A 25,549-nucleotide genomic window follows, 5' to 3' on the forward strand; every position below is an offset into this window, starting at 1 on the left:
CAGATCAACCGCGGCCACACCTCCGGCTTCGCTTCGGCTGCGTAGCGAGTCGCGATATCGCACGTACCAATATGCTCATCCCATGGCATCTGTTTTCAGCATGATCATCAACGGCGACATCCCCGGACGGTTCGTCTGGAAGGACGACGACGTGGTGTCGTTCTTGACCATCAACCCCGTCACCGACGGTCACCTGCTGGTGGTGCCGCGCCAGGAGGTCGACCACTGGGAAAGCGTTGATCCTGAGCTGTTCGGAAAGATCAACACGGTGGCGCAGACCGTCGGCCAGGCCGTGAAGGAAGCGTTCGACGCGCCGCGGATGGGTTTGCTTATCGCCGGCCTGGAGGTTCCGCACCTGCACGTCCACGTGTTCCCGGCCTGGCAGCTCGAGACCTTCGACCTCGCCACCGCCGACAAGGACCCCGACCCCGCGGCACTTGATGCGGTCGCCGACAAGATCCGGGCGAAGCTACGCGAACTCGGTCATACCGATCACGTGGCCGACTGACTCACCGGCTTCCTCAGCGCTCGCGCGGCAACCGGACCCAGAACGTGGCACCGCCACCCGGTGTGTCGTCCACCCCGACGGTTCCGCCATGTGCGGCAACCAGGGCTGCGACGATCGACAGGCCGAGACCGCTGCCCGAGGAGTACTCGGTGCGGTGGCGCGAGGCATCGGCCCGGTAGAAGCGCTCGAACACCTGGGCTTTGTCCTCGTCACGCAGGCCTGGTCCGGTGTCGGCAACCTCCAGAACCGCGTCATCACCGCGGGTGCCGACCCGCACGGTGATGGTGGCCTGCGGCGGGGTGTGCCGGATGGCGTTGCCGATGAGATTGCTCAGCACCTGGGCCAGGCGGTCGGCGTCACCCTGCACTTCCGGAAGGCCGGGGCCATCGAGGACTTGCACCGAGATGTCCCGATCGGGTGCGGTGGCCCGCGCGCTGTGCACCACGTCGGAGGCGAGCGCGAGCAGGTCCACGGACGCATGCTCGATCGGGCGATGCGCATCGAGACGCGCGAGCATCAACAGGTCCTCGACAAGCAGTCCCATCCGTCCGGCTTCGGTTTCGATTCGCGACATCAACTGCGCGGTGTCGGTCATCGCACCCTGCCGATAGAGCTCGGAGAACCCTTTGATCGACGTCAGAGGTGTCCGGAGTTCGTGGCTGGCGTCGGCGACGAATCTGCGCATCTTGTCCTCGGAGCGACGAGCCTGTTCCTCGGACGCAGCGGTGGCGGCAAAGGCGTTCTGGATCTGGTGGAGCATGGTGTTCAGCGATGCACCGAGTCTTCCGACCTCGGTGTTGGGTGCAGCCGGTGGTACGCGCTGGTCGAGGTCGCCGGCTGCGATCGCCATAGCCGTGTTCTCGACTCGCTGCAACGGCCGTAAACTGCTGCGCACCAACAGGTATCCCAATGCTCCGACCAGGAGTACCACCCCGACGCCGATCCCGAACTGCAGCCAGATGAGCCGCGTGACCGTGTCGTCGACGTCGGTCAGTTTGATGGCGACGATGGCGGTTCCCGTCGGTGAGGATGTCATGATCACCCGCCAGTGGGGGTCGCCGCCGCCGGCCGACGTGACGGTCACGGGATCTGGCCCCAACTTGCCCAGATCGGTGATGTCGGGCTGACCGCCGAAGTCGTTGATCTTCAGCACGGTTCCGTCGGCGCGCTGCACGTACACAAAGTAGGGCGTCGGAGGACGGCCGATCTGAACGTCGTCGGGCCTGGGGAGTTGCGGGGGCAACTCTTTCGGCCTCGCCCAGGTCTGCGAGGCCTCCCGCAACGACTTGTCCGTGCGGTCCATCAGGTTGTTCTTCATCGCCGACGTCACGGCGATACCGGACACCAACAGTCCGAGCATGACCAGCACCAGTGTCAGCGCCACCAGCGACACCCGCAGGGGTACCCCGCGGCGTGGGACTGTGGCCGCCGCGGTCACCGTGGCTCGCGCATCACGTAACCCACGCCCCGCAGTGTGTGGATGAGCCGCCGGTCGCCGGTGTCGACTTTGCGGCGAAGGTAGGAGACATACGATTCGACGACGTTGACCTCGCCACCGAAGTCGTAATTCCAGACATGGTCGAGGATTCGCGGCTTCGACAGGACGGTTCCGGCATTGATCATGAAGTAGCGCAACAGGGTGAACTCGGTCGGCGACAAAGAGACCAGCTCCCCGTTCTTCCACACCTCGTGGGTGTCGTCGTCGAGCTCTATGTCGGCAAAGGAGATTCGCGGATTCTGCGCCGGCTTCTCACCGAAACCTCCGCGGCGCAACAACACTCGCAGACGCGCGACCACCTCTTCGAGACTGAACGGCTTGGTGACGTAGTCGTCTCCCCCGATGGTCAGCCCGGTGACCTTGTCTTCCAACGAGTCGCGTGCAGTCAAGAACAACGCGGGCGCCTCCACACCGTCGGCCCGGAGCCGACGCAGCAGACCGAAACCGTCCATGCCCGGCATCATCACGTCCAGGATGAGGGCATCCGGCCGAAAGGTCCGGGCGCGGTCGATGGCACGCGGGCCGTCCGGCGCTGTCCGGACATCGAACCCCTGGAACTTCAGAGACACCGACAACAGTTCGAGAATATTCGGTTCGTCGTCCACCACCAGCACTCGTGCACCCTGATCACTCATGGCACCTACTCTGCCGACCCATACTTTTGAGAAACTGCCAGCAAGCTGGGAGCTTCCTGTGAACCGGCAACCACCGACCCGGAAGCCTCGTCACCCACTGAGTGTTTTATGAAAAGGCGCTGGATACCCCGGCTTCGGGCGGGCCTCCCCCAGGAACAGCTCGAGGTCGCGTGCCCTCGCCCTTGCCGCGTCGACGGCGGCCCGACGACCTTCTCGAGCAGATGCAAGCCGATCGACCCGTCGGGCCGCTGATGCCAGCCGCCGATGATGCGGCCATCCCACCACACCGTCTGCCCGCCGTTGCCGTTGCTGTCGAAGAGGTGCCCCGCATGCGGGCCGAGAAACCAGTCGCGCTGCTTCCAACCCATCAGGGTGGGGTCGAGTTCGGGTAGCAGCACCGCAGTCGGTGGCGCGGGTTCCACCTCGTCGAGGTCGTCAGCCAACACGAACCCGGTCGAGCCGTCATCAAGCTCCACCTCCACCACGTCGAGCTCCGACAGCGCTTTGCGGACAGCAGTTTTCGTCGATCCCAGCCACCACACGATGTCGGTTTCGGTACCAGGGCCGAATTGCCGCAACCATCGCCGGATCAGGTTGCGGTGCCCGGTCGCCGCGTCTTCGATCGGCAGGGGTTCACCGAGCCAGTCCTGCATCGAGATCCATCGAGGCTTGGAGCGTAACCAGTTGCCGTCATTGGGACCGCGCACGATGTCGCCTGCCGCACTCAGATGACTGAGAACGCGGGGCCCCATCTGGGATACCCCGCCCCACGACTTGCCTTCACCGTGCCGGATGGCGCCGGCGAGTGCGGGCAACTCGTTGCGCAGTTCAGTCGACGAGGCCGACCGGCCGTCGGTGAGGGCACCCAGAACCGCCGCGCGGGCCTCGGCTATCCACCCCTCGGGGTCGGGGAAGTTGTCGTCGCGGCGCAGGTCTCTGAGCATGTTGGTGCGTTCGCTTGCCGCGACCCTCGTGCCCATCGCACTCACCGCGTCGGCCAGTGTCGGCCGCGGGAACACAAAAAGGGTCCGGCGCATCGCCAGTTGCTTGACCAGCGTGCGGTCGACGTAGAGCGCACGTTCCATGTCGGTGATGTCGAAGTGCGCCATCCGCGCCCATGTCGAGATGTAGACGGTCGACGGTGTGGTCGCGTGCAGACCCACCACCGCTTCGGCGACCTCCTCGGGCGAGCCTGCGTGGACAGCCGGGAGCAGCCGATGTCGGCGCATCAACCGTGCGCGACGCTGCTCGGTGCCGATCGCGAACCGGGTCATGAGCCCGGGCGAACCGCCACGGCCTCGATCTCGACGAGCTGGTCGTCGTAGGCCAGAACAGTCACCCCGAGGAGGGTGCCTGCCGGCTTGTGGTCGCCGAACTCCTCTGTGACCGCGTCCCACGCAACCACCAGATCGGCCTGCAGCTTCTCCGCGACGTACACCGTGACCTTCACGACGTCGGTCAGGTCGGCGCCCGCATCGGCAAGGGCGTCGCGCAGGTTCGCCATGCACTGATGCGCCTGCCGGGTGACGTCACCCGCGCGACCGTCGCGCCCTCGGCATCGATGGGTGCAGCACCGGCGGTGAAGATCAACGCCCCCGGCGAGACGGTTGCACTGCTGGTGTGTCCACCCGAGGACCCATTGATCTGCACTGATGACATGGCGTCATCGTAACTGTCCGCTCCGACGCGCAGATTTGCTCCACGTGTTCGTATACGAGCCGGTTGCACGCGGAGCGTGCGGCGGCATGTGGAGCGGGCGGCGGCATGTGGAGCGAATGGCGGTGGCCACTCACCCTCGCGCCTGCGGGCGCAGCGGCCGCAGCACTGACACAATGCGTCCATGGGAGATGAGGTGACACCGCAGAGCGCCTACTTTGTCCTCGGGATGCCCGACCATGCTCGAGTCGGAGCCGGCCGCGACATCAGTCAGGCCCAGGTGTTCTTCGACGAAGACCATGCGGTTGCCTCGGTCGACGAACATTACGAGCTGGCTCGGTCGAACACCTCTGAGCACGTCTTGGCCGCCACGGAGTGGTTTGTGCTCACGGCCCTGATCGGCGACGGGCTCGGCCCTGCCTACGGCGAACACTTCCTCACCTACCGCACCGATGACGTGCTGTGGGCCATCGCGGGCGGGTTCACCCGCCCCGAGGAGATGACCGACTGGCTGCCGTTCATCTTTGCTGCCGAGGATCTGCACGACCACTGGTCACCCGGCGGGGTGGAGCACGGCCTCGTGCCCAGCAGCGCCAAGCGGACCGACACCATGGATCTGTCCCGATTGTGGTTCGCACCGGTCATGTCACAGCGTGTCTTTCCCGTGCGGGCTCGCTGACACTTCCCGGCGACGCACCGGAACTCGGCGACAAGGGTGCCTATGCGAAAAATATGCACCTTGCCGGTGAAGTATCCCCATGTGCGCGAAAAACGCTAGAACTCTGCCGGCAACGGCACCAAAGTCATGAGCGGTGCCTCGTGGCGGTTGCCACCCCGGACCGGTGTGACGGGCGCGCTGGTGACAACTGCAGCATTGCTGCTGGTGCTCGGCGGATGCAATGACGACGATTCGTCTTCGTCGGACAGCCGCGACGGGCTGGCGCCGATCCCGACACGGACCACGCCACCGACGGCGTCCGTGGTGCCGGCAACAGATCCGGGCGGCGCACTACAGGTGGACGACTTCACCGTCCTCCCCACGTTCACGTGTCTCAAAGACACTCCCCCGCGGTCCGTGGTGACCGTCGGGTGGCGCGCACCATCGGCCACCGGGGTGGAACTGCGCCTCGACGGCCAACTACTCCCCGTGGGCATCAAAGACCAGGTTCCTTTCCAGGTGCCTGCCGGAGGACCGACCGGGATCGGGGCATCGGTGGTCTTCGCGTGCGACGGACCGGCGCAACACACGATCGACGTCACCTGGACCGCGAACGGGATCGGCTCCACCTCACGCACCGTCACCATCACCAAGGAGCCCACCGATGGCTGAGCCGAAAATGCCTGTCCCAGCGGTCAATCGCCGACGTTTTCTCACCGGAGCCGCAGCGCTCGTCGGCCTTCCCCTGCTCGGCGGGTCAGTCCTCACCGCATGCGCCTCGGGCAAAGACGACGCAGGCGGGGTCACCTGGTTCGAGCCGAGCGTCCGGGCGAGCGAGAACGGTTCGCTGAAAACACAATTGAAGGTCGCTCGCAGCGATGTGGCCATGGGCGGCGGGAAGGTCTCGGCGGTCACCTACGAGAGCAGCTACCCCGGGCCGACGCTGGACGTGCGGCCGGGTGACCGCATCGAGGTGTCGCTGATCAACGACATCGACGAGCCCACCAACCTGCACACACACGGTTGGCACGTCTCGCCGAAACAGCCGAGCGACGACGTTCTCATGGCCATTGAGCCCGGTGAGACCTTCGACTACTCGTACGACCTCCCCGCTGACCATTCCGCGGGCACGTTCTGGTACCACTCGCATCAGCACACCATCAGTGACACACAGGTTTTCGGGGGTCTGTTCGGGGCCCTCATCGTGCGCGGCGAGCTCGATGAACTGCCCGGCGTGAAGGGGCGCCCCGAACGCCTCTTGGTCCTGAGTCAGACCGAGATGCAGGACGGCAAGATGGTTCCGGGCGACAAGAGCTCGAACAGCCTGCAACAGACACTGGTCAACGGCACCTTCCAGCCCACCACCGAGATCGCGCCGGGTGAAGTGCAACGGTGGCGCATCATCAATGCGAGTTCATTGTTCCTGCGTCTACAGCTCGACGAACATCCGATGCATGTGATCGGCATCGACGGTTCCGCCCGGACGTCGGTGTCCACCGTCGACGTTCTGGAGGTGGTGCCGGGTGGGCGAGCCGATGTACTCATCGAAGGCGCCAACATCGGCACCTACCAGATGCGGTCATTGAGCTGGGATGAGTTCGGCCCCTTCTACTCGTCGATGGTGCCCGCACCGATGCCCCTGCTGAACCTGGTGTCGAAAGGGGACACACAGACACCCGAGCCCCTTCCGGGCGCACTGCTCCCCTTCGACGACCTGCGTGACGCTGCCATCGACCGCCGACGGGAGTTCGTCTTCGAGGAGATGGAACCGCGCGGGACCGGCGACACCGAGCATTTCATGTACTACATCAACGGCGCGATGTTCGACCACCATGTGGTCAACGAAACGATGACACTCGGCGACACCGAGGAGTGGCATTTCATCAACCGCACCTACGAGCCTCACCCAGTTCACATTCACGTCAACGACTTTCAGGTGGTGGCGATCAACGACCAACCGGTCGATCAGCAGCACTACCGGGACACGGCCATGCTGCCGCCGTTCGGAACACTCACCATCCGCCACCGGTTCGAGGACTTCACGGGCCAGTTCGTCATGCACTGCCACATCCTCTTCCACGAGGACCACGGCATGATGCAGTTGCTGGAAGTGGTTGACAAACAAGCATGACCGACGCCGCCGGAAACCGCCGAGGCCAGCGCGCAGTGTCGGCAACACTGGTCAACGTCCTGGTGGCGCTGGTCGTCCTCGACTTCTGAGGCCGGTCCCGGCTGGACGATTGGTCTGGTCGGACACTCGACCGCCGACCCCCGGGCCGCGCTCAGCTGCTACCGAATGCGCCACTGACGCCTTCCAGGAAGTCATCGAGGAGACCCTCGAGATAGCTGCCGCCGACCGGGGTGTTGATCACGAGGTCGCCATGAAGATAGAAGTCGACCCACCGGTCACCGGTGGTCTGGCCGTGATCGGTGGTTCTCACATCGAGGTACAACTTCTGCCCGGTGCGGGCCAAGACGCCGAATGCCGGGGAGTTGAAACTCGAGATCGTGAAGTCGGCGGAACTGCGGGACGGAATGTTTCCCTCGATCACTTCGCCGGCCTTGGTATAGAACTTGAGGTACGTGCCGCCGCGGCCGTCGCTGTCGTAGACAACCCCACCATCGACGTTCACGAATCCCGCGGCTTGACTGTCGTCGTAATAGCCGTGTGCATCACATCGACTGCCTTCGCGTCCGAAGGGTTGATTCTTGACACAGTGGACGCCACCTGCGCCTCCGTCGGTCGAGCGAATATGAATATTGAAATGTTTGAACTGCGCGCCCGGCGCAACAGGCTGCGCCGACGCTGAGCCCGATGGCACGAGCACACCGGCCGACAGTGCTGCGCCCACCACAAGGATGGCGGCGAATCGTCGGAGGCGAGAGAGCATGGAGCAAGTCCTTACGGTTGCGACACGAGGTACTTCTTCGGCCCAGAGGCGGACAAGCTCACTCTTCACCTGCGCCGCATGGTTTTTGCAATCATTTCCCGTCGTCGTCCACACAATTCCGGGTTCTCCACGTTGCAAAAATATGCATTCGACCCCTAGGTTGCGATGCGGGTATGGCCGCAGCCATTCCTGCCTGTGTAAAAGGAGCCATCGAATTGTTCTCACGCCGCAGCAGCAGGACCCGGTTCAGAGCGGGCACGGTGTTGCTCGTCTCGGCCGTCGCTGTCGCAACCCTCCACAACGCAGGGGTGGCGGGCGCGGACGAGCCCACATTCCCCTTCGACCTCCCGGGAGCCGGATCATCCGATGGCGCACCGGCGGACACCGGATCGTCAGGATCGACCGGACCAGACAATCCCACACCTGAGCCGAACACACCTGGAACAGGCGGGTTGCAACTGTTGTCCCCGAACGCCGGTGAGCCAGTCCTCGGGGTCCCGATCGAAACGCTCTCGGACAACCCGGCGGCCTCCATCATCGTCAACGGCGAGGGCATGCCCGCCGCATCCGATCGACAGAACCTCCTCCTGGCCGTCCTGGATGCCCGCACCCACGCCCGGCTCAATTCGGGGACAGCACCCAACAACGCCGACGGCGTCCGAGTGCTCACGTCGATCACCGAGAGCTTCCGGAACCGCAATGACACGATTGTTGTCGTCAGCGGCCACCGCGGGATGACCAATGCCGGCCGCGAACCGGCCGTTGCCGATCTCTTGCGAGCTCTGGGGGCGTCTTCCATGAGCCGCGGCGACCTGAACCGGATGGAAGCCGGTGCGCCGTTCTCCATTGTCGGCAAGACCGGAGCTCCCGACGGCACAGCCTTCACACGCGTCGGCGCAGACGTGGGCGACCGCGCGGGTGCCAACATCACCGGACTGCTCCGCTGGAGTGCCTTGGGACAGCGTTATGACTTCACGCCACCGGCGCCGATACCCTTCACGACCCGGCAGGAAGCGGGCGGTGGAAACACTGTGACCATGACGGTCGGCGCAGCCACCTACACGTCGACGCCGAGCGGCCCAGACGGCTTCGTCATCCGCGGCTTCGACAGCCAAACTCTCGCACCCTCGTACGAGCCACCGTGGTCACCACCAACGAGGCGGGCAATCGCGAACTCAGTACCAAACTCGTTGCGGCGGCTGCGGAAGTCGATGCCGGTGGACGTCCGCTTCTTGTCATCGTCCAGAGTTTCGGCCGCCCGAAGCCGACCGGAGCGTGGCAGGACGGCGCCGACGCCATCGTTCGGCTGGGCGGGTCGCGACTGTCATTCCTCGGTCTGGGCGGTACAAGCGACTACACCCTCGTCGGCGGAGCAGCCGCCGGATCATCCGTGGTCGAGATGGGCACGATTCTCGGTAAGCCGGGTCCCGCAACAGGTTTGATCTCCCGCGGCCACGACTCCTCGTTTCTGCCTCTGCAGTCGGGCCCGCTCGGCGGCGTGGACCTCAAGCAGAACGCCATCATGTACCAACCCGCCTTCCAGGGTGGTTCTGACCGAGCCCCGAACTTCCCATCCATCAACGCCGCTGCGGAGACGTACATCGGGTGGAAAGCGAATGTTCCCGGGTGCACGTCACCAACTGCCACCACCTGCAACATTCGGGAGAAGTACCGAACCAACTACAACGCGGCCTGGACATCGATCAAACAGGAGCTCGCAACATCGGTGACCATGCCCACCGACGGGGCTTCCTTCACAGCCGCAGATTTCAACGCAGCCCTCACGCAGCTACGCAAGGAAGTCACGTCATTTGTCGCAGTCAAAACCTATTACGACACTCTGCAGGCGTCGATGGGACTTGTCCGTGGTGACGCGAAACTGAACGTCACGAAAATAGGCAACGACATGGTCAGAGAAGTGTCACCGCCGCCCGCGAGTACAGCTCTGGCGGACGGTCTGAAACTGATCAACGTCATCATGAGCGTAGTCACGCTGGTCGCACCGGAATCGAAGGCCGTATGGGGACCGATTTCGACTCTCCTCGGACTCGGCGCCTACGTGAGCGGTGAAGGCGAGGCGAATGCGAACGCCAATTCACTGGCCAACAAGACGCGGGTTCGCGCCGACCAATTGGGACTCCAGGTCGAGGATTCTCTGTCCGCGGCAACCTACGCATTCAGCACCGTTGCCCTCATCATGGCTTCCGACTACGGCAAACTCCAAGCTGCCAACACAGAGATCATGGAAGAACGCTGGGTTGCGCCGACCCAGCCGGGTCAACTGCTGAGCGATTTGACGAGGGGCCTGCGCACCTGGTTTGCGACCACACTCCTGGCGACCACGTATCCGTGGCTGATCCGTGGCACACCCCCACCGGTCGGACCCGGTGACGTGAACGGCCTGAGCTGTGGCAACTACACGGACTGGGGTGTGACCATGGAGCAACACCGCCCATGGAGTTCAATGCCGCGCATCGCACAGATGCAGGCCACGTGGAGTTTCGACGGCAACGGGCCGATGCGATGGAACATGTTCTTCACCCGGGAGCGACCGACCACCGACAGAAGCAACTGGACCCCGGACTTCATCGGACCCGACACTGCCAACACCATGTTCGGTACCGGTCGAGACCAGCTGGGCATCAATCTCTACGACTTCATGAGCCCCCGCTACTTCGGACCGACGATGCACCAGGCAAACGACGCCGCGGAGAAGTGCAACCTGTACTGAGGCACGGGTGCAGGTGACGACTCAGTAGGGTCGACCCTGCCGGCCTGTGTCGTATCGAAGGAGGGCCCGATGCCTGAGCAACCAGTGGTCCTGTACGACGGGGTCTGCGGATTCTGCAACCACGCAGTGCAATTCCTCCTCCGCGTCGACCGTCGAGAGGAACTACGCTTCGCCGCGCTGGAAGGCGACTTCGCGCGCGGTGTCATCGAACGGCATCCGGAACTGGCAGGGGTCGATTCGGTTGTCTACGTGGACAACCCGGGCACGGAGGGTGAGCGTGTGTCGATGCGGTCCGACGCCGCACTGCGTGTGATCACCCATGCCGACCGGCCATGGCGGTGGCTGAAGGTCGCCCGGGTGATCCCCCGCCCCGTGCGAGACCGGCTGTATGACGGCTTTGCGGCCATCCGATACCGAGTGTTCGGGAAGCTCGACACGTGCCCGCTCCCCTCTCCTGAAGTACGCGCGAGATTCCTGGACTAGGACCGGCCGGTTCGTCACCGACCGGTTGCAGGTCGAAGGAATTCGCCGGCAACCGCCACGGCCGGGGCAGAGCTGTTCCCGCCGACAACAAGCGACGCAAAGGCGATGTCGCCTGCGATCCCGGCGAACCACCCGTGAGAACGGGTGTTGTCGCCGTACTCCGCGGTACCGGTCTTACCCCCTAACCCGTTGATGTCGCTGAGCTCGGAGGCAGTACCCGTCGCCACGGTCTGGCGCATCATCGCCCGTAAGGCTTCGACAACCTCGGGATCCAGTGGCCCCGGCTTCACGCTGGCCGTTGTCGATCGACCGGAGATGAGGGTCGGAAGAACCATCGATCCATGTCCGAGACTCGCTTCGGCGACCGCCATGCCGAACGGCGAGGCGGTGACCTTGCCCTGACCGATACCGTTCTCCACCCGCAGAGCAGCGCTGTGGGCACGTGGCACCGTCCCGGTGACCGTGGTGATCCCAGGGACCACGAAGTCCACGCCGATGCCGAACCGGGTGGCGGTTGCCGGGAGCGCGTCGGCCCCGAGGCGATTCGAGAGCCCCGCCATGGTGGTGTTGCAGGACCGGGCGAATGCAGTGGCCAAGGGCACCGTCCCGAGATCGAAGTCGTCCTCGTTCGGAATGGTCCGGCCTTCGATGGTGGCCCGACCCGGGCACGGCAGCGGTGTCTGCGGTGTCGCGATCCCCTCGGACAAGGCTGCCGCGGTGGTCACCGTCTTGAACGTCGAACCCGGTGGATACAGTCCGCTGAGCGCAATCGCACCTTCCCGATCCGCCGCGGCATTCTGTGCGACCGCGAGAATACCTCCGGCGTTTGTCGAAATGGCCACCAGCGCAGTCGGTTCGGATCGGCTTGCCACCGCTCGTTGCGCGAGCAGCTGCAGACGTCGATCGATGGACAGCTGTAGCGGCTCGGTCGCTCGGGGTGGCACCGCCGTGAGCTGATCGATGGCGTTGCCCTCGGCATCCACCAACGACACCGACCATCCGGCGCGTTCGGTGATCACGTCGTTCCAGGTGCGTTCGATGTCGCCCAGAACCGGTGACCGCAAGGCGCGGTCGGTGGTCAACAACTTTCCCTGGTCCACGATCGTGACGCCCTCGATCGGTTCGAGCTGCGCACGAACGGCCTCGACGTCATCTTCCCTAAGCGTGATGACGGTGAAGGCATCGCCCTGCTGCTGCTCCGCAGCCGTCCGGATCGACATCTCCGTGATGGACGCGTCGAACCGGCGCAGCGCCCTGGCCAACGCGGTGGATGCTGCGTCAACAGCATCGCGCCGAACGGTGACCACTCCGACCGTCTGCCACTCGAGCAGCGCCGCTCCACCGCGGTCCACCACCGGTGTCATCAAATCTTTGTCGTCCGAATACCGAAATGTCGAACCGGGAAGCATGTTGTCGTGCAGCAGCGTCGGATCCCAGACCAGCTTCCGGTCGCCATCGGATTGGACTGTCCTGCCGCGTGTTTCGTACCGGAGATCCTTACCCGGCCCGAAATTCCACGCCATGGTCAGACGCCCGTCGCTCCCATCGGACTCCACGTCGTCCGCGGTGACCACCACCTCCGCCCCATCGCCGAGCCCCTCGAACATGTCGTTGATCGCAGTGGTTGCCGCGGCAGGATCGGTGGTCAGTTCGGCGGCGTCGCCGACGTGCCGCTCACTGAGGGCCGAGGCGAACTCGCCGAAAGTGTCTTCGGGGTGGTCACTCAGCCATGAACAGCTCGAACCGACAAGAGCACACAGGATCATCGGAATGATTCGACGCAAGTAGGGCGACCGGTGTTTTTCGTCCATGCCCCGACTCAAGCAGGCGGGCCGCGACCCGGCAATGTCGCATCGCCTCCGCGGCCGATAGCGAATCGCTATCGAGCGTGGCAGAGCTCGTGACGATCACCGTGTCAGAGCGGGCTCCGGACTGCTGTCACCGCGATTCGCGCAGCCCGCCCGACGGCCGCCTCCACCGTCGGCAGGGACAGCTCGGCTCTGGCTGCCAGCGTGAAGACGGCAACCGCGATCGGATGTTCGCCGGGATACTCGACAACAGCGATCTCGTTGCGGATGGCGCCGAGTGTGCCGGTCTTACCCGCGATGGTTGCCACGCCCAACGGAAATCCCGACGAAAGACGTTGTTGCCAGGCCTGTTTACGCATCGTCGACCGAACGAATTCACTCATCTGCGCCGACACCGCCCGATCGGTCCAGATGAGTTGCAACAGACGTGTGCCGTCGCGGGGCGTCGTCGCGCTGGCAAGCGCCGGGTCGTAGGCCGTGACGGTCATCGTCCGGTCTGCGTCGGCGAGCACCGAGAACGCCTCCACCACAGTGTCGGTGCCCGTTTCCCGGACCAGTTGTTGTTGCAGTTCGGCCATGCCACCGACCACCCTGGTCTCGGTCAGGCCAAGCGCATCGAGTTTCTCCTGCACCCGCGGTAAACCCACCCGGTCGAGGATCACGTCGGCTGCCGCGTTGTCGGAGATCACCATCATCTGTACGGCCAGATCACGCCAGCTCAATGTCACCGGGTCGTGCAAGGTCGCGATACCCGTGGGCCCCACCGCCCAATCCGCCGGGTCGACCACCACCGTGGCAGTCAGGTCGATCTGCCCGATTTCGGCCAGGTCACACAGAGCAAGCAGGAGCGGCAGCTTGTAGACCGATGCCATCACGACGGGATCATCTGCCGCCCAGTCGAATTCCCGTTCAACCGCCCGGCCGATCGTCCTGGCGTGTACCCATCCGGCGCATCCGGCATCAGCGAAGACCTCGCTCAGATGCCTCGACGCGTCCGCATCCGGAGCCGGGCCGCTCACCGCGCGAGCTTCCAGAGAGCGGATTCGATTGCGTCGACCGCGGGCTGGGCCGTGCCCGGGCGGCGAACTGTGCGCAGGCGCAACGCCACGTCGTCCGGGATCATCGCGACGCGCTTGACGCGGACCTGTGAGGTGCCCGTTGCCAGAGCGAAAGCCTCCCCGCAAGCGACTGCTGCCACCAGTTCACCTGCCGAATGCGTTGGCAGCACAACCGGATCGAGACCGCGCACGTGCAGCGTGTCGATCAGCAGGTCGAAGGCCGGTGGGTTGGTGGCCCGCGGCGCATGGGCACAGGCCAGCCCGTCGAGCATCCGCACCGTCGGTTTCTTTGCCTTGGCCACCGGGTGATCCGCGGGCACCAGAAAGGAGCGGGGTATCCGGGCGGCCGGTCCCGCATCAAGTCCTTCGACCACGGACGGGTGTTCCACCACTGCGCAATCGAGGAGACCGGCGCGGACATCCTTGACGAGGTCGATGATGGACGCGGTGGTCATCCGGAAGTGATGGTCGGGGCGCAGGCGGCTGAGGGAGACAGCGCACGCGGCCGCGATCGCAGGGTCGAGGTCGCTCGGCAACCCGCATCTCAGGACATCGTGGTGCCCCCGAAGTCGACGGGCCTCGCCGACGAACCGTTCGGCGTCATCAACCAGGACACGTGCCCGCGGCAGCAGATCCCGGCCCGCGCTGGTCAGCTCGGCGCCCTGGGTGCTCCGGCGGATCAGTTCCACCCCGAGTTCCTTCTCCAGACGACGGAGGCCCTGCGACACGGGAGGCTGGGTCATCTGCAGGCGCGCGGCCGCGTGCCCGAAATGACCCTCCTCGGCGACGGCGACAAAGAACCTGAGATGCCTGACAAGATCCACGTCACCACTGTGACACGTTGATCAGTCCCGGCGACGCGGTGAATCGTCGGTGAGTTCTCGGAGCAAGGCGAACCCGTGCTTGTCCACCGACGCCGCAGTTGCGGACAAGATCACCAGGCCTGTCCCGGCGGCACGGTCCACCCCGATCCAGCTGGCGAATCCGCCCGTTGCTCCGTTGTGCCAGGTGACCTTTCGGCCCTTCACGTCGAGGGTCATCCAGCCGGCACCGATGCGTGCAGGACCCATCAGTTTGGCAACCGGGTCGAGAGCTGCCATGCCCGGGGAAGATTCGTCGAGCAGAGCGCAGACGAGGCGACCCATGTCCGCGATGGACGCACGGACGCCGCCCGCGGGTGCGATGGCCTCCCCTGTCCACGGTTGCTGAACCCGACCGAACCGGCTTCGGCCGACCACGGCGTCCGAGGCCAATTCGGCCGGTGTGTATGGGGCGTAGGTGTTCTCGAGTCCGAGCGGCCGCGCGAGACGATCACCCAACAACGTCTGAAAACTCTGGCCGGCGGCCTGTGCCACCGCATGCCCGAGTAGCTGAAAGCCGAGATTGGAGTATCTCACCTTCGGCGACCTCAGCTTGGTGTTGGGTACCTGCGCGAGGAGCTCCTCGAGCGTCTCACCGTAAGGCGAGGCGCCATGCGTCCACATCTTCACGGTGCGACGGAGCGGGTTCATGCCCGCGGGCAACCGAGGCAGTCCAGATCGATGTGTACTCAGCGATTCGAGCGTGATCGCGCCGATCTCCCTGTCCGGCAACGGAAGCAGCGCTGCCAACGTTGTCTCGGGTGTCACTTCTCCGCGCGAGCATGCATCTGCGTACAGCAGTCCGGTGAGCGCTTTGGAGATCGAGCCTATCTCCAGGTCGGCTGTGGTGGTGGTCCCCGTGGTCGCCAGTGACAGCCCGCGGGGACCAACCCAAGCCACCGCCACGATCGGATGACGCCCACCCAGACGCCGGCGGATGCTCGAACCCAGCTCAGCATCGCCATCCATTGCGGTCATGTGCGCCTTCCCAGGAAACTCCGAGCACTGTACTTCTTGTGCCTTGTTTGAACACCGCCACACCGGGCTGTTCACGCCCGGTCGGGTTCCCGGCGTCTGGGCGCAGCACGCACGTGCGCACGTTCCCCCTGTTTGCCGACCAGGCTGAGGAACTCCACCGGGCCGGAGCTCGTCGCACCGAACCAATGCGGGGTGCGGGTGTCGAACTCGGCAGCCTCTCCGGGCTCGAGGATGAGGTCGTGCTCGCCGAGTATCAGCCGGAGTCGTCCGTTGAGAACAAAGGCCCAGTCGTAACCCTCATGGCTCCGCAGATCCGGTTCGACGTCGTCGCGTCCGGCGGGCAAGACGAACTTGTACGCCTGGATACCCCCTGGCCGACGAGTCAGTGGAACCACGGTGGAACCGTCGTTCGTGGGGATCGGACGCATGTTGACCCGCGGGTCTCCGGTCGGTGGCGCGTCGACGAGCTCATCCAACGTGACCCCGTACGCCCGGGCCAGCGGCAACAGCTGCTCCAGTGTCGGCCGTCGCAGACCGGCCTCGAGCCTGGACAGAGTGCTCGTCGAAATTCCCGTCTCCTCGGCGAGATCGATCAGGGTGAGGTCGCGATGCTGCCGAAGCTGCTTGAGCCGCGGCCCCACGGCATCGAGAGTGCGGTCGATCGAAGCGTTCATGTCCTGCACTTTGCCATTTGGCAACGAATCTTGCGATTACAACGTTCCCCATCGCACCATCAAGCAATCCGGTGCCACCGTGCAACCGGCACCGGCAACCCGAGAAATGAGCACAATGACGCACTCGTTCGACAAGAAGTACTGGGATGAGATCTGGCACGGCGACCGCGCCACGGCGATGGCGGCCGGCGCGCCCAACCCACACCTGACTCACGAGGTCGCGGGCCTGACGCCCGGGACCGCTCTCGACGCGGGGTGCGGCGGCGGCACCGAAGCAGTGTGGCTGGCAACACGTGGCTGGCAGGTGACTGGCGCCGACATCGCCGCCGAGGCCCTGGCCCGCGCTGCCGACAGGGCGGCGCAGGCGGGAATTGCCGCTCAGGTGCGATGGGTCGAGGCCGACCTGTCCACGTGGGAACCCGAAGCCCGCTACGACCTGGTCACCACGCACTACGCACACCCCGCGATACCGCAGCTCGACTTCTATCGCCGCATCGCCGACTGGGTGGCTCCCGGCGGCATGCTGTTCATAGTCGGGCACCTCCACCACGACCACCACGGCGGGGCCGCCTCGCACGATGCCGGCCACGGCCATCACGACACAGATGGTTCGCCGCCGGAGTCGGCTTCGGTGCGCGCTGCCGACATCACTGCCCAGCTGGACCCGACCGAATGGGATATCTCGACCGCCCGCGAAACCCACCGATCGATGACCGGGCCCGATGGGCGAGATGTTCAGCTCCACGACGTGGTGGTCGCGGCGGTTCGCCGGAGATGAGGCCAGAACCGAGGTGCCTTCATATCTGACGCAGGCTCAGCCCATGAGGCGGAAGACATGGTCCGTGGGAAACCTCTTCGTACAAGCCATGTTTCGGGTGACCCGGACCACTCTCACCTACATAGCCGGACCGGGGGATCTGGCGACTTTGGTGGTCCTCAGGTGGTCGCCCTACCCTGTCTCCGGGAGGTCGATGCGCCCGGTGTCGGGGCAACCGCATCGGTGGAGCCCCCTGTCAGGATTGAACTGACGACCGCTCGCTTACAAGGCGAGTGCTCTACCACTGAGCTAAGGAGGCAAACTGCGTGCGCGAGTATATCGCGACTCTTGCGGGCCGCCTCGTCGGGAACCACCGAGCGACGATCGACACCATCGAACCGTTCGAACCGGCGGTGTCCCCACGTCGGCCGATCGACCTCACCGACGATGCCGCGGTCACCGAAGTCCTGGATCTGGCGATCAAGGTCGGCGCGGTGCTACTCGACTCCGGAACCGGCGCGATCGACACCCAGACCCAGGTGCGATTTGTGGCGAGCATGTACGGCGTCGAGAACTGCGAAGTGGACGTCACCTACAACACCATCTGGGTCAGCGCCCGACGCGGCGCATCGATGCCGCCCGTGACCGCGATGAGAACGGTGCACTACCGCTCGCTCGACTTCACCCGTCTGGCAGCTGTCGACCGTCTGGTCCGCAAGATCCGTAGCCGCGCCATCGACCCCGGAGAAGCGCACGAGGTCATCGACTCGATCATCGCCGCCCCGCACCCGTACCGTCGCTGGATAGCCACCCTGTCCTGGTCGACGATGGCGGCGTCGCTGTCGGTGCTCCTGGGCGGTGGCTGGCTCGTCGCAGTGGTTGCCTTCATCACCACCGCCGTGATCGACCGGACCAACCGACTGCTCAACAAGATCGGCACACCGCTGTTCTTCCAGCAGGTCACGGGCGGATTCATCGCGGTGATCCCCGCCGCGCTGGTGTTCCAGTACCAGGACGCCCTCGGCGTGGACATCGCCCCCTCCCAGGTCATCGCGGCAGGCGTCATCGTGCTGCTGTCCGGTTTGTCGCTGGTCGGTTCGGTGCAGGACGCCATCACCGGCGCACCCATCACCGGCGCCGCCAGGTTCTTCGAACTGTTGATCATGACCGGCGGCATCATCAGCGGTGTCGGTATCGCGATCCGCGCCCTCGAAGGCACGGGTATCTATCTGCCGACCATCACCACCACGACGTCATTCGACTTGGCCACCACCCCGACGCGTGTCGTCGCGGGCGGTCTGGCCGCGGGTGCCTTCGCGCTCGCCAGCTACGCCGAGCGTCGCGCCCTGTCCACCGCCTTCTTCGGCGGTGGACTCGGCGCCGCTGTTGTCGCGGCCGCCGAACACTTCAGCATCGGCTCGGTGATCTCGGCCGGCTTCGCCGCAGCCCTGGTCGGATTGGTCGGTGGTCTGCTGGCCCGCCGAGCGGTGACCCCTCCGCTTGTGGTCGCGGTCGCGGGCATCACACCGTTGCTCCCGGGTCTGGCGATCTACCGCGGCCTCTACGGGATCCTGGGCGACCAGACCGTGGAGGGCTTCACGGCCTTGGCGGCCGCGGTGGGTACGGGTGTGAGTCTGGCAGCCGGTGTCACCCTCGGCGAGTTCATCGCACGCACCCTGCGACGGCCTCGTATCCCCACCAAACCGACACGGGTTCTGTTGACCGCCCGCTCGGCCATCCGGCCCGGTCGTCTGACCGAAGAACCAGAGGCAGATCCCGACGCCGCCACCGAGCCGATGCACCAGATGCAGGCACGCCCCGGCGTGATCGGACCCCAGAACTGAACAGGTATTATGGTCGCCATGCCTGCCAAGACCAGCGATAAGACTGACCTCGCGGACGAGGATCTGGAACCCGTGGCCGACGAGACCGCCAATTCTGCCCGCCGGGTGGTTGCCGCTTACGCCACCGATGCCGATGAATGCCGAATGCTGTTCGGGATGCTCGGAATCGCGCCGGGCGAAGCCTGATTCGTGACTCCGCAGCGATCGAATGAGTCCGATACCCGCGCCGATTTCGTTGTAGTCGCGAATCGCCTGCCGGTAGACAAAGAGACGCTCGCGGATGGCACCGTGCGCTGGAAGCGCAGTCCGGGTGGTCTGGTCACCGCCCTGGAACCGATCCTGCGGTCGCAGACGGGTGCGTGGGTCGGGTGGTCGGGTGTCGCCGACGCCGCAGAACACCCCGAGGTGGAGGGACTCCAGCTCTACGCGGTGTCACTGAGCGCGCAGGAGATCGCCGATTACTACGAGGGTTTCTCCAACGCCACCCTCTGGCCGCTTTATCACGACGTCATCGTCAAACCCGAGTACAACCGGACATGGTGGAACAGCTACGTCGCCATCAACCGCAGGTTTGCCGAGGCCGCGTCCGAGGCGGCCGCCGAAGGTGCGCTGGTCTGGATTCAGGACTACCAGTTGCAACTGGTGCCGAAGATGCTGCGCATGCTGCGTCCGGATCTCCGGATCGGGTTCTTCCTGCACATCCCGTTCCCGCCGGTGGAACTGTTCATGCAGATGCCGTGGCGCACCGAGATCATCGAGGGTCTACTCGGCGCCGACCTGATCGGATTCCACCTTCCCGGCGGCGCGCAGAACTTCCTGTATCTCGCCCGGCGGCTGGCCGGACAGGCGACATCCAAGGGTCAGGTCGGCGTCCGCTCCAAGTTCGGCGTGGTCCAGGTCGGTTTCCGCACGGTCCGGGTAGGGGCATTCCCCATCTCGATCGACTCCGGCGAACTCGACACCCAGGCCAAGACCAAAGAGATCCGCAAACGGGCAGTCGAGATCCGCGAGGAGCTGGGCAACCCGAAGAAGGTGTTGCTCGGTGTCGACCGCCTCGACTACACCAAGGGCATCGACGTACGTCTGCAGGCGCTGTCCGAACTGTTCGAAGAAGGCCGGGTCGACCCCAACGAGGTCACCATGTTGCAGCTGGCGACGCCCAGCCGCGAGCGGGTCGACAGCTACATCAAGATGCGCGGCGAGATCGAACAGTTGGTGGGCAACATCAACGGCACCTACGGACGTGTGGGGCATCCGGTCATCCAGTATCTGCACCAGCCCGTTCCCCGCGAAGACCTGATCGCCTTCTTCGTGGCCGCCGACGTCATGTTGATCACGCCGCTGCGCGACGGCATGAACCTGGTCGCCAAGGAGTACGTCGCCTGCCGCAGCGACCTCGGTGGGGCGCTGGTGCTCAGTGAGTTCACCGGCGCGGCAGCCGAATTGCGTCAGGCGTTCCAGGCCAACCCGTACGACACCGAAGGTGTCAAGAACGCGATCGTCGCAGCCCTCGAGCAAGACCCCGACGAGGGTCGGCGTCGGATGCGGGCGCTGCGCAGGCAGGTGCTCGCACATGACGTGCAGCGGTGGGCCGAGAGTTTCCTCGGCGCACTCGGTGCCGACCCCGAGACCATGTCGAGCGGCGACCGCCGCATCGATCTGGTCGAAGAAGTGTGACGAACGCAGCATTTATCGGTCCATGGCAGGACGGATTGGACGCCAGAGGGGTCGACGGTCTTAAACTCGCTGAGTGAGTGCACAAGACCTCGACCCGGAATTGCGTCGCGCCCTCAAAACCATCGCACGTATGCCCCGGCTGCTGGTCGCCTCGGACTACGACGGCTGCATGGCCCCGATCGTCTCCAGGCCCGAGGACGCCCGCCCCAACACCGACTCGGTGCGCGCCATGCGTGCGCTGGCCGAGCTCGACAGCACCACCGCAGCCGTGATCTCCGGCCGCGCCCTCCGCGATCTGGCAACCCTGTCGCGGTTGCCTGCCGAGGTGCACCTGGTCGGTAGTCACGGCAGCGAGTTCGACATCGGCTTCGTGCACGAGATCACCCCGGCCGCCCACGAACTGCTCGACACCCTGGTCGTCGAGTTCCGTGCGATCGCGGCCGACTACGAGGGCGTCACGGTGGAGGCCAAGCCCGCCAGCACCGCTCTGCATGTGCGCAACGCCTCCAAGACCGACGCCGATGCCGCGCTGCATCGTGCCCGCACCGGACCGGCCACCTGGGACGGGGTACAGGTCACCGAGGGCAAGTCGGTCATCGAACTGGCCGTGATCATCACCGACAAAGGTCAGGCGCTCGACATCTTGCGTCACGAGGCCGGGGCCAGTGCTGCGGTCTTCTTCGGCGACGACGTCACCGACGAGAAGGCGTTCCTGCGACTGCACGGACCCGATCTGGGGGTCAAGGTCGGTGAGGGCGACTCGCTGGCCGCGTACCGTGTGGACGACACCGAACAGGTCGCCACGGCCCTGGCCTTCCTCGTCGAGGAGCGACGCACCTGGCTTCGCGGTGGCAATGCGGTCCCCATCGAACGACTCACGATGCTCGCGTCGCCACGCACTGTAGCCCTCGTCACGCCCGACGCCAAGGTCTGCTGGATGTGCCACCCCGAACCCGACTCCGCCGCACTGTTCGGCAGCCTCCTGGGCACCGACGAGGCCGGCGAGTTCGCGGTCGGGCCGCCCATCGAGCCCGGCAAGGCCGCACCCTTGCCACTGAGCCAGCGCTACATCGACAGCACCATGACCGTCCGCACCCGATGGGCCGGGCTCGAGGTCACCGACTATCTGCCCCACGACGTGCCGGTCGGTCGCACCGATCTGACCCGGGTCATCCGCGGCGACGTTCCCGTCCATGTGCGGTTCGCGCCCCGGCCCGAGTTCGGGCAGGCGGCCGTCCGGATCGAGACGTCCGACGAGGGTTTGCGTGTGCTCGGCTCCAACGAGCCACTGGTCCTCCGGTCCCCCGGGGTCACCTGGGAGATCGAGAGCGAGAAGAACCACCAGACGGCCACTGCGGTAATCGATCCGTCAGGCGGTGAGATCGTCCTCGAATTGCGCTGCGGCACCGAAGATCTCGACGCCCATCCGCTGCCCGAAGCCGAGCGTCGCGCCGCGGCCGAGAGTTACTGGAGCGACTGGGCAAAGACCCTGGACCTGCCCAACGTCAAACGCGACCTGATGAAGCGTTCGGCGCTCACCCTGCGTGGGCTGGTGCACGCCGACACCGGCTCGATCATGGCGGCGGCCACCACGTCATTGCCCGAGGAAATCGGTGGAGTCCGCAACTGGGACTACCGCTACTGCTGGCTTCGTGATGCCGCATTGACCGCGTCCGCGCTGGTCTCGGTCGGTTCGTACACTGAGGCCGAGGACTACCTCGGCTGGCTGCACCAGGTGCTCGGAACGGTCACCGGCCCCGAGTGGCTCCACCCGCTCTACACACTGGCCGGCACCGGCCTTCCCCCCGAGGCCGTGATCGACTCCCTGCCCGGATACGCCGGGTCGCGTCCCGTCCGCGTCGGCAACGCCGCCAACCAGCAGGTGCAGCTCGATGTGTTCGGCCCGATCGTCGATTTGATCTCCACCCTCTCGCACGCACGCAAGGCAGCCGGTGATCCGAAACCCCTCAGGGACGAGGACTGGGATCTGGTGCGCGACATGGTCTATGCCGTCGAACGCCGGTGGACCGAACCAGACCACGGCATCTGGGAGATCCGCGGCAATCCGCGACACCACGTCTATTCCAAGGTGATGTGCTGGATGACCGTGGACCGGGCTCTCAAGCTCGGCGACGAGTTCGGCCGTCAGGTGCAACTCGGATGGCCCGTCCTGCGTGACACCATCGCGCGCCAGGTCCTACGTGAAGGCTGGAACGACACCGCACGCTCGTACACCGCGGCGTACGACGGCATCGATCTCGACGCCGCGACATTGCACATCGGGCTGTCGGGTCTGATCGATCCGTCCGATCCGCGATTCACCGCAACGGTGAACGCGACGGAGGCCGAACTGCGCAGCGGCTCAACGGTGTACCGCTACCACCACGACGACGGCCTGCCCGGCGGCGAGGGCGGCTTCCACCTGTGTGCCGCCTGGCTGATCGAGTCCTACCTGTTGATCGACCGTCGCAACGATGCCGAGGCGCTGTTCGATCAGATGGTCAAGGCCGCCGGTCCGACCGGATTGCTGTCCGAAGAGTACGACCCCGTCGCCGAAAGGTCCCTCGGAAATCATCCGCAGGCCTACAGCCACATCGGGTTACTTCGTTGCGCGAGGCTGCTAGGGGTCTGACAAGCGCCGACCTCCGGCGTCGGCGGCGCCAAGTCGGTTCCAAGTGATCACCAAGCACCGCCGCGCACTGTTGTCGCATGAGCTACGCACCGCGGCACACCAGACGATTCCCACTGGCTTGTCCGGCATCGTCGCCGGCACCGGAGAACCCGGGGTCGACGACACCGCCCATCGGCCACCTCACCCGATGCACCTCACCGTCCTGGCGGTCGTACGTCAGACCACGCTCCCGATGATCAACGACCTGGGCAGCGATCAGCGCAACTGAACCTGCTCGGCATGGTCGTCGAGGGGCAGATCGCCCGAGACGACCGCGCTGACCTGGTAGCTGTTCAGCACGACGTCTCCCCCGTGGTTGTCGAGGAACGCGGTGTCGGCGGCGTCGCGACCGGTCGCGATGCGCACCAGCGACTGCCGGGGCGCCAGTCCGGTGGCGTCCACCACCACCCAGCGGTCGTCGATGAGCGCCTCGGCCACCGCGTGAAAGTCCATCGGCGACAGGCCCGGTGCGTACACCGCGACCAGCCGGGCCGGAATTCCCAAGGCGCGCAACAGTGCGACCACGAGATGCGCGAAGTCGCGACACACACCTGCCCCCGACATCAGGGTGTCGGCAGCGCCGTCGATCGGGTCGCTGGCGCCGAAGATGTACGAAATGCGTTGTCGCACGAAGTCCGTCACCGCGACCAGCTGATCAGACGGCGAGGCGGTGGTGTCGAACTGCCCGGCTGCGAAGCCGAAGAACTTGTCCGCCTCCGCATAGCGACTGGGCCGCAGGTACAGCGACGGATCGAAGCGGCCGACCCCAGCAGGATCAGCCTGCCCGTCCACGCGGGCGCGGTACTGGATGTAGAGATTGCCCGGCTCGGCATGGATCCAGTGAATCCGGTTCCCGCTGTCGCTGATGATCTCGTCGGGAACAATGGTGTTGCCGTTCAGCGTGATCGACAACTCGTCGGAGAAATCCAGCCCGGGCATCCTGGCGACCGCGACTTGTAGCTCTATCTCGGTGGCGGCGTTCACGGCGACGTCGAGGTACATCGATACATCGCGCTGGGCTTGGGGATCAAGGTCGGCCATGTGCGGTAGAGGGTCCTTCCGGGAGTCGCGTCATACCCTCGCGTCCTGCAAGGCTCCGATGGGATCAGCGTAGATCGCACCGAGCGACACCACCATCGCGGCACCCTCCTGCACGCGCGCACCGAACCGCGGCGGCGACAATTCCATCGGAGGCAACGTGCTCGCGGCGTCGAAGGCGGCCTGCACCGGCGCCAGCCCGTGCGGGTGTTCGGCGAACACCTGGCCCGCGAGAACCACCCGGTCGGGGTTGATCAGGTCTCGCACCAGCGCGACCGCTTCGCCCAACACCCGTGCGCGCTCATCGAGGACGTCGTTCACGTTTGCCCCCGCCGCGACAGCCTGGTCGAAGACCTTGCGACCCACCACATCCTGCAGTTTTGCATCGGCAGAACCCGACAGCAGCGGGGCCGCGACCGGAAGGTGGCCGATGTTGCCAGGCCGACGCTGCACCCGGCCGTCGATCGTGGTGGCCAGCCCCACCGTCTCACGCACGTAGAACAGCAGATCCACGCCCGAGCTGTCGCCTGACCCGGCCAGGAGCAACTCGGCCGCGGCCATGGCCTGCACGTGAGGGCTGACCGACACCGGGAGACCCAGCTCGTCGGAGAGCACCTGCCCCACCGGGGCCCGTCTCCATCCGAGCTGCGCATGGTCGACGCTGCCGTCGTCATAGACCTCACCGCCGACGGCAGCGCCGGCCCAGAGCGGAACCCGGTGGGTGAACGACGCCGCCTCCAGCGCAGCCCGGCGGGCGATCAACGCGAGGGCCGGCCCGACGGGCCCGGTGGGTGTCGACATCGCGGCGGTCTGCAGCAGTCGGCCACCGAGGTCGGCGACCACCAAGAGCGTGGACCGGGCACCGATGTGAATGGCGATCACACAGAACCGATCTCGGTCGATGGTCAGCGGGATCTTCGGTCGGCCGATGGCCCCGGCCGCGATCAGATCCGGTCGTTCGCGTACCAGCCCGAGCCGCTCGAGCGCCTGCAGCTGCCGGTTGACGGTGGCTGCCGAAAGCCCGGTCGCCGAGGGCAGACGGTCACGCGTCACCGGACCTTGGGTGCGCACCGCACGCAGGACCACCGCCGCCGCGCCGTCGCCGCGCTCGAACGACACGGTCC

The 25,549-nt window shown here is 65.5% G+C and carries 23 protein-coding genes, 1 tRNA gene and 2 pseudogenes; 13 read left to right on the top strand and 13 right to left on the bottom strand.

The genetic code is table 11. The annotated features are described in order from the left end of the window. Positions 1 to 82 precede the first annotated feature (82 nt). Positions 83 to 508, top strand: a complete 426-nt coding sequence (locus W823_RS41025; protein ID WP_023957423.1) for an HIT family protein — start codon at positions 83 to 85, stop codon at positions 506 to 508. Positions 509 to 521: 13 nt separating this feature from the next. Here the strand turns inward: W823_RS41025 and W823_RS41030 are convergent, their stop codons facing one another. The 4 genes and pseudogenes from W823_RS41030 to W823_RS41045 all read right to left on the bottom strand — a co-directional run bounded on the left by W823_RS41030 (position 522) and on the right by W823_RS41045 (position 4,300). Then, the gene (locus tag W823_RS41030) at positions 522 to 1,946 is read right to left on the bottom strand and encodes a cell wall metabolism sensor histidine kinase WalK (protein ID WP_023957424.1); all 1,425 of its coding nucleotides are present in this window, start codon (positions 1,944 to 1,946) and stop codon (positions 522 to 524) included. After that, on the bottom strand, positions 1,943 to 2,641 hold the full coding sequence (locus W823_RS41035) for a response regulator transcription factor (protein ID WP_031332061.1): 699 nt from the start codon (positions 2,639 to 2,641) through the stop codon (positions 1,943 to 1,945). Before W823_RS41035 ends, W823_RS41030 begins: the two co-directional genes overlap by 4 nt. A gap of 90 nt (positions 2,642 to 2,731) precedes the next feature. Further along, positions 2,732 to 3,915 (bottom strand): annotated as a pseudogene (locus W823_RS41040) (winged helix DNA-binding domain-containing protein). Beyond that, positions 3,912 to 4,300, bottom strand: a pseudogene (locus tag W823_RS41045) (RidA family protein). Before W823_RS41045 ends, W823_RS41040 begins: the two co-directional pseudogenes overlap by 4 nt. Positions 4,301 to 4,481: 181 nt before the next feature. On the opposite strand from W823_RS41045, the gene W823_RS41050 reads away from it, so the two are divergent. The 3 genes from W823_RS41050 to W823_RS41060 all read left to right on the top strand — a co-directional run bounded on the left by W823_RS41050 (position 4,482) and on the right by W823_RS41060 (position 7,086). Beyond that, the gene (locus W823_RS41050; RefSeq protein ID WP_062795283.1) at positions 4,482 to 4,976 is read left to right on the top strand and encodes a hypothetical protein; all 495 of its coding nucleotides are present in this window, start codon (positions 4,482 to 4,484) and stop codon (positions 4,974 to 4,976) included. A gap of 126 nt (positions 4,977 to 5,102) precedes the next feature. Beyond that, the gene (locus W823_RS41055) at positions 5,103 to 5,627 is read left to right on the top strand and encodes a hypothetical protein (RefSeq protein WP_023957427.1); all 525 of its coding nucleotides are present in this window, start codon (positions 5,103 to 5,105) and stop codon (positions 5,625 to 5,627) included. Then, entirely contained in the window at positions 5,620 to 7,086 is a 1,467-nt protein-coding gene (locus W823_RS41060; protein WP_023957428.1) for a multicopper oxidase family protein, read from the top strand. The genes W823_RS41055 and W823_RS41060 overlap by 8 nt, the downstream gene beginning before the upstream one ends. Before the next feature lie 151 nt (positions 7,087 to 7,237). On the opposite strand, the gene W823_RS41065 is transcribed toward W823_RS41060, so the two are convergent. Then, entirely contained in the window at positions 7,238 to 7,846 is a 609-nt protein-coding gene (locus W823_RS41065) for a hypothetical protein (protein ID WP_023957430.1), read from the bottom strand. A gap of 173 nt (positions 7,847 to 8,019) precedes the next feature. Between W823_RS41065 and W823_RS41070 the strand changes: the two genes are divergently transcribed. The 3 genes from W823_RS41070 to W823_RS41080 all read left to right on the top strand — a co-directional run bounded on the left by W823_RS41070 (position 8,020) and on the right by W823_RS41080 (position 11,060). After that, the gene (locus W823_RS41070; protein ID WP_152538042.1) at positions 8,020 to 9,288 is read left to right on the top strand and encodes a hypothetical protein; all 1,269 of its coding nucleotides are present in this window, start codon (positions 8,020 to 8,022) and stop codon (positions 9,286 to 9,288) included. Next, positions 9,237 to 10,577, top strand: a complete 1,341-nt coding sequence (locus W823_RS41075) for a hypothetical protein (RefSeq protein ID WP_152538043.1) — start codon at positions 9,237 to 9,239, stop codon at positions 10,575 to 10,577. Before W823_RS41070 ends, W823_RS41075 begins: the two co-directional genes overlap by 52 nt. Positions 10,578 to 10,646: 69 nt before the next feature. Beyond that, a complete protein-coding gene (locus W823_RS41080; RefSeq protein WP_023957437.1) occupies positions 10,647 to 11,060 on the top strand; it encodes a thiol-disulfide oxidoreductase DCC family protein in 414 nt (137 codons plus the stop codon). A 14-nt stretch (positions 11,061 to 11,074) separates the two neighbouring features. Here the strand turns inward: W823_RS41080 and W823_RS41085 are convergent, their stop codons facing one another. From W823_RS41085 to W823_RS41105, 5 genes are all read right to left on the bottom strand, one after another. Continuing rightward, complete coding sequence (locus W823_RS41085) at positions 11,075 to 12,871, bottom strand: penicillin-binding transpeptidase domain-containing protein (protein ID WP_023957439.1); 1,797 nt, start codon at positions 12,869 to 12,871, stop codon at positions 11,075 to 11,077. A 104-nt stretch (positions 12,872 to 12,975) separates the two neighbouring features. Next, positions 12,976 to 13,887: a serine hydrolase gene (locus W823_RS41090; protein WP_023957441.1), complete on the bottom strand. Its 912-nt coding sequence runs from the start codon at positions 13,885 to 13,887 to the stop codon at positions 12,976 to 12,978. Beyond that, a complete protein-coding gene (locus W823_RS41095; protein ID WP_023957443.1) occupies positions 13,884 to 14,750 on the bottom strand; it encodes a LysR family transcriptional regulator in 867 nt (288 codons plus the stop codon). The genes W823_RS41090 and W823_RS41095 overlap by 4 nt, the downstream gene beginning before the upstream one ends. Positions 14,751 to 14,771: 21 nt before the next feature. Further along, positions 14,772 to 15,764, bottom strand: coding sequence for a serine hydrolase (locus W823_RS41100; protein ID WP_023957445.1), 993 nt, complete (start codon positions 15,762 to 15,764; stop codon positions 14,772 to 14,774). 71 nt (positions 15,765 to 15,835) lie between these two features. Then, entirely contained in the window at positions 15,836 to 16,438 is a 603-nt protein-coding gene (locus W823_RS41105; protein WP_031332062.1) for a helix-turn-helix domain-containing protein, read from the bottom strand. A 115-nt stretch (positions 16,439 to 16,553) separates the two neighbouring features. Here W823_RS41105 and W823_RS41110 point away from each other — a divergent pair, with 115 nt between their 5' ends. Then, positions 16,554 to 17,216, top strand: a complete 663-nt coding sequence (locus tag W823_RS41110; protein WP_031332063.1) for a bifunctional 2-polyprenyl-6-hydroxyphenol methylase/3-demethylubiquinol 3-O-methyltransferase UbiG — start codon at positions 16,554 to 16,556, stop codon at positions 17,214 to 17,216. 223 nt (positions 17,217 to 17,439) lie between these two features. Here the strand turns inward: W823_RS41110 and W823_RS41115 are convergent. Beyond that, positions 17,440 to 17,514: transfer RNA gene (locus W823_RS41115), tRNA-Thr, on the bottom strand. Positions 17,515 to 17,521: 7 nt separating this feature from the next. Here W823_RS41115 and W823_RS41120 point away from each other — a divergent pair. The 5 genes from W823_RS41120 (at position 17,522) to W823_RS41130 (ending at position 23,616) form a co-directional block, all read left to right on the top strand. Further along, on the top strand, positions 17,522 to 19,039 hold the full coding sequence (locus W823_RS41120; protein WP_023957451.1) for a threonine/serine exporter ThrE family protein: 1,518 nt from the start codon (positions 17,522 to 17,524) through the stop codon (positions 19,037 to 19,039). 18 nt (positions 19,040 to 19,057) lie between these two features. Beyond that, a complete protein-coding gene (locus W823_RS58395) occupies positions 19,058 to 19,225 on the top strand; it encodes a hypothetical protein (protein WP_165842579.1) in 168 nt (55 codons plus the stop codon). A gap of 3 nt (positions 19,226 to 19,228) precedes the next feature. After that, the gene (locus W823_RS41125; protein WP_023957455.1) at positions 19,229 to 20,716 is read left to right on the top strand and encodes a trehalose-6-phosphate synthase; all 1,488 of its coding nucleotides are present in this window, start codon (positions 19,229 to 19,231) and stop codon (positions 20,714 to 20,716) included. Positions 20,717 to 20,789: 73 nt separating this feature from the next. Beyond that, complete coding sequence (gene otsB / locus W823_RS0128865) at positions 20,790 to 23,348, top strand: trehalose-phosphatase (protein WP_031332067.1); 2,559 nt, start codon at positions 20,790 to 20,792, stop codon at positions 23,346 to 23,348. A 43-nt stretch (positions 23,349 to 23,391) separates the two neighbouring features. After that, positions 23,392 to 23,616, top strand: a complete 225-nt coding sequence (locus W823_RS41130) for a hypothetical protein (protein WP_031332069.1) — start codon at positions 23,392 to 23,394, stop codon at positions 23,614 to 23,616. On the opposite strand, the gene W823_RS41135 is transcribed toward W823_RS41130, so the two are convergent. Further along, positions 23,604 to 24,428 (bottom strand): transglutaminase family protein, encoded by an 825-nt coding sequence (locus W823_RS41135; RefSeq protein WP_023957459.1) that lies wholly within the window; start codon positions 24,426 to 24,428, stop codon positions 23,604 to 23,606. The two genes, W823_RS41130 and W823_RS41135, sit on opposite strands and share 13 nt — an antisense overlap. A gap of 30 nt (positions 24,429 to 24,458) precedes the next feature. Continuing rightward, positions 24,459 to 25,544: an ROK family transcriptional regulator gene (locus W823_RS41140; RefSeq protein WP_023957461.1), complete on the bottom strand. Its 1,086-nt coding sequence runs from the start codon at positions 25,542 to 25,544 to the stop codon at positions 24,459 to 24,461. Between the last annotated feature and the right edge of the window lie 5 nt (positions 25,545 to 25,549).

The organism is Williamsia sp. D3 (genome assembly GCF_000506245.1).
Lineage (GTDB): Bacteria > Actinomycetota > Actinomycetes > Mycobacteriales > Mycobacteriaceae > Williamsia > Williamsia muralis.

Bases quoted from the DNA above. Each gene is read 5' to 3' on its own strand.
- W823_RS41055 (WP_023957427.1), top strand. From the start codon at position 5,103: ATGAGCGGTGCCTCGTGGCGGTTGCCACCCCGGACCGGTGTGACGGGC.
- W823_RS41025 (WP_023957423.1), top strand. From the start codon at position 83: ATGGCATCTGTTTTCAGCATGATCATCAACGGCGACATCCCCGGACGG.
- W823_RS41110 (WP_031332063.1), top strand. From the start codon at position 16,554: ATGACGCACTCGTTCGACAAGAAGTACTGGGATGAGATCTGGCACGGC.
- W823_RS41050 (WP_062795283.1), top strand. From the start codon at position 4,482: ATGGGAGATGAGGTGACACCGCAGAGCGCCTACTTTGTCCTCGGGATG.
- W823_RS41135 (WP_023957459.1), bottom strand. From the start codon at position 24,428: ATGGCCGACCTTGATCCCCAAGCCCAGCGCGATGTATCGATGTACCTC.
- W823_RS41080 (WP_023957437.1), top strand. From the start codon at position 10,647: ATGCCTGAGCAACCAGTGGTCCTGTACGACGGGGTCTGCGGATTCTGC.
- W823_RS41035 (WP_031332061.1), bottom strand. From the start codon at position 2,641: ATGAGTGATCAGGGTGCACGAGTGCTGGTGGTGGACGACGAACCGAAT.
- W823_RS41070 (WP_152538042.1), top strand. From the start codon at position 8,020: ATGGCCGCAGCCATTCCTGCCTGTGTAAAAGGAGCCATCGAATTGTTC.
- W823_RS41100 (WP_023957445.1), bottom strand. From the start codon at position 15,764: ATGACCGCAATGGATGGCGATGCTGAGCTGGGTTCGAGCATCCGCCGG.
- W823_RS41085 (WP_023957439.1), bottom strand. From the start codon at position 12,871: ATGGACGAAAAACACCGGTCGCCCTACTTGCGTCGAATCATTCCGATG.
- W823_RS41105 (WP_031332062.1), bottom strand. From the start codon at position 16,438: ATGAACGCTTCGATCGACCGCACTCTCGATGCCGTGGGGCCGCGGCTC.
- W823_RS58395 (WP_165842579.1), top strand. From the start codon at position 19,058: ATGCCTGCCAAGACCAGCGATAAGACTGACCTCGCGGACGAGGATCTG.
- W823_RS41060 (WP_023957428.1), top strand. From the start codon at position 5,620: ATGGCTGAGCCGAAAATGCCTGTCCCAGCGGTCAATCGCCGACGTTTT.
- W823_RS41065 (WP_023957430.1), bottom strand. From the start codon at position 7,846: ATGCTCTCTCGCCTCCGACGATTCGCCGCCATCCTTGTGGTGGGCGCA.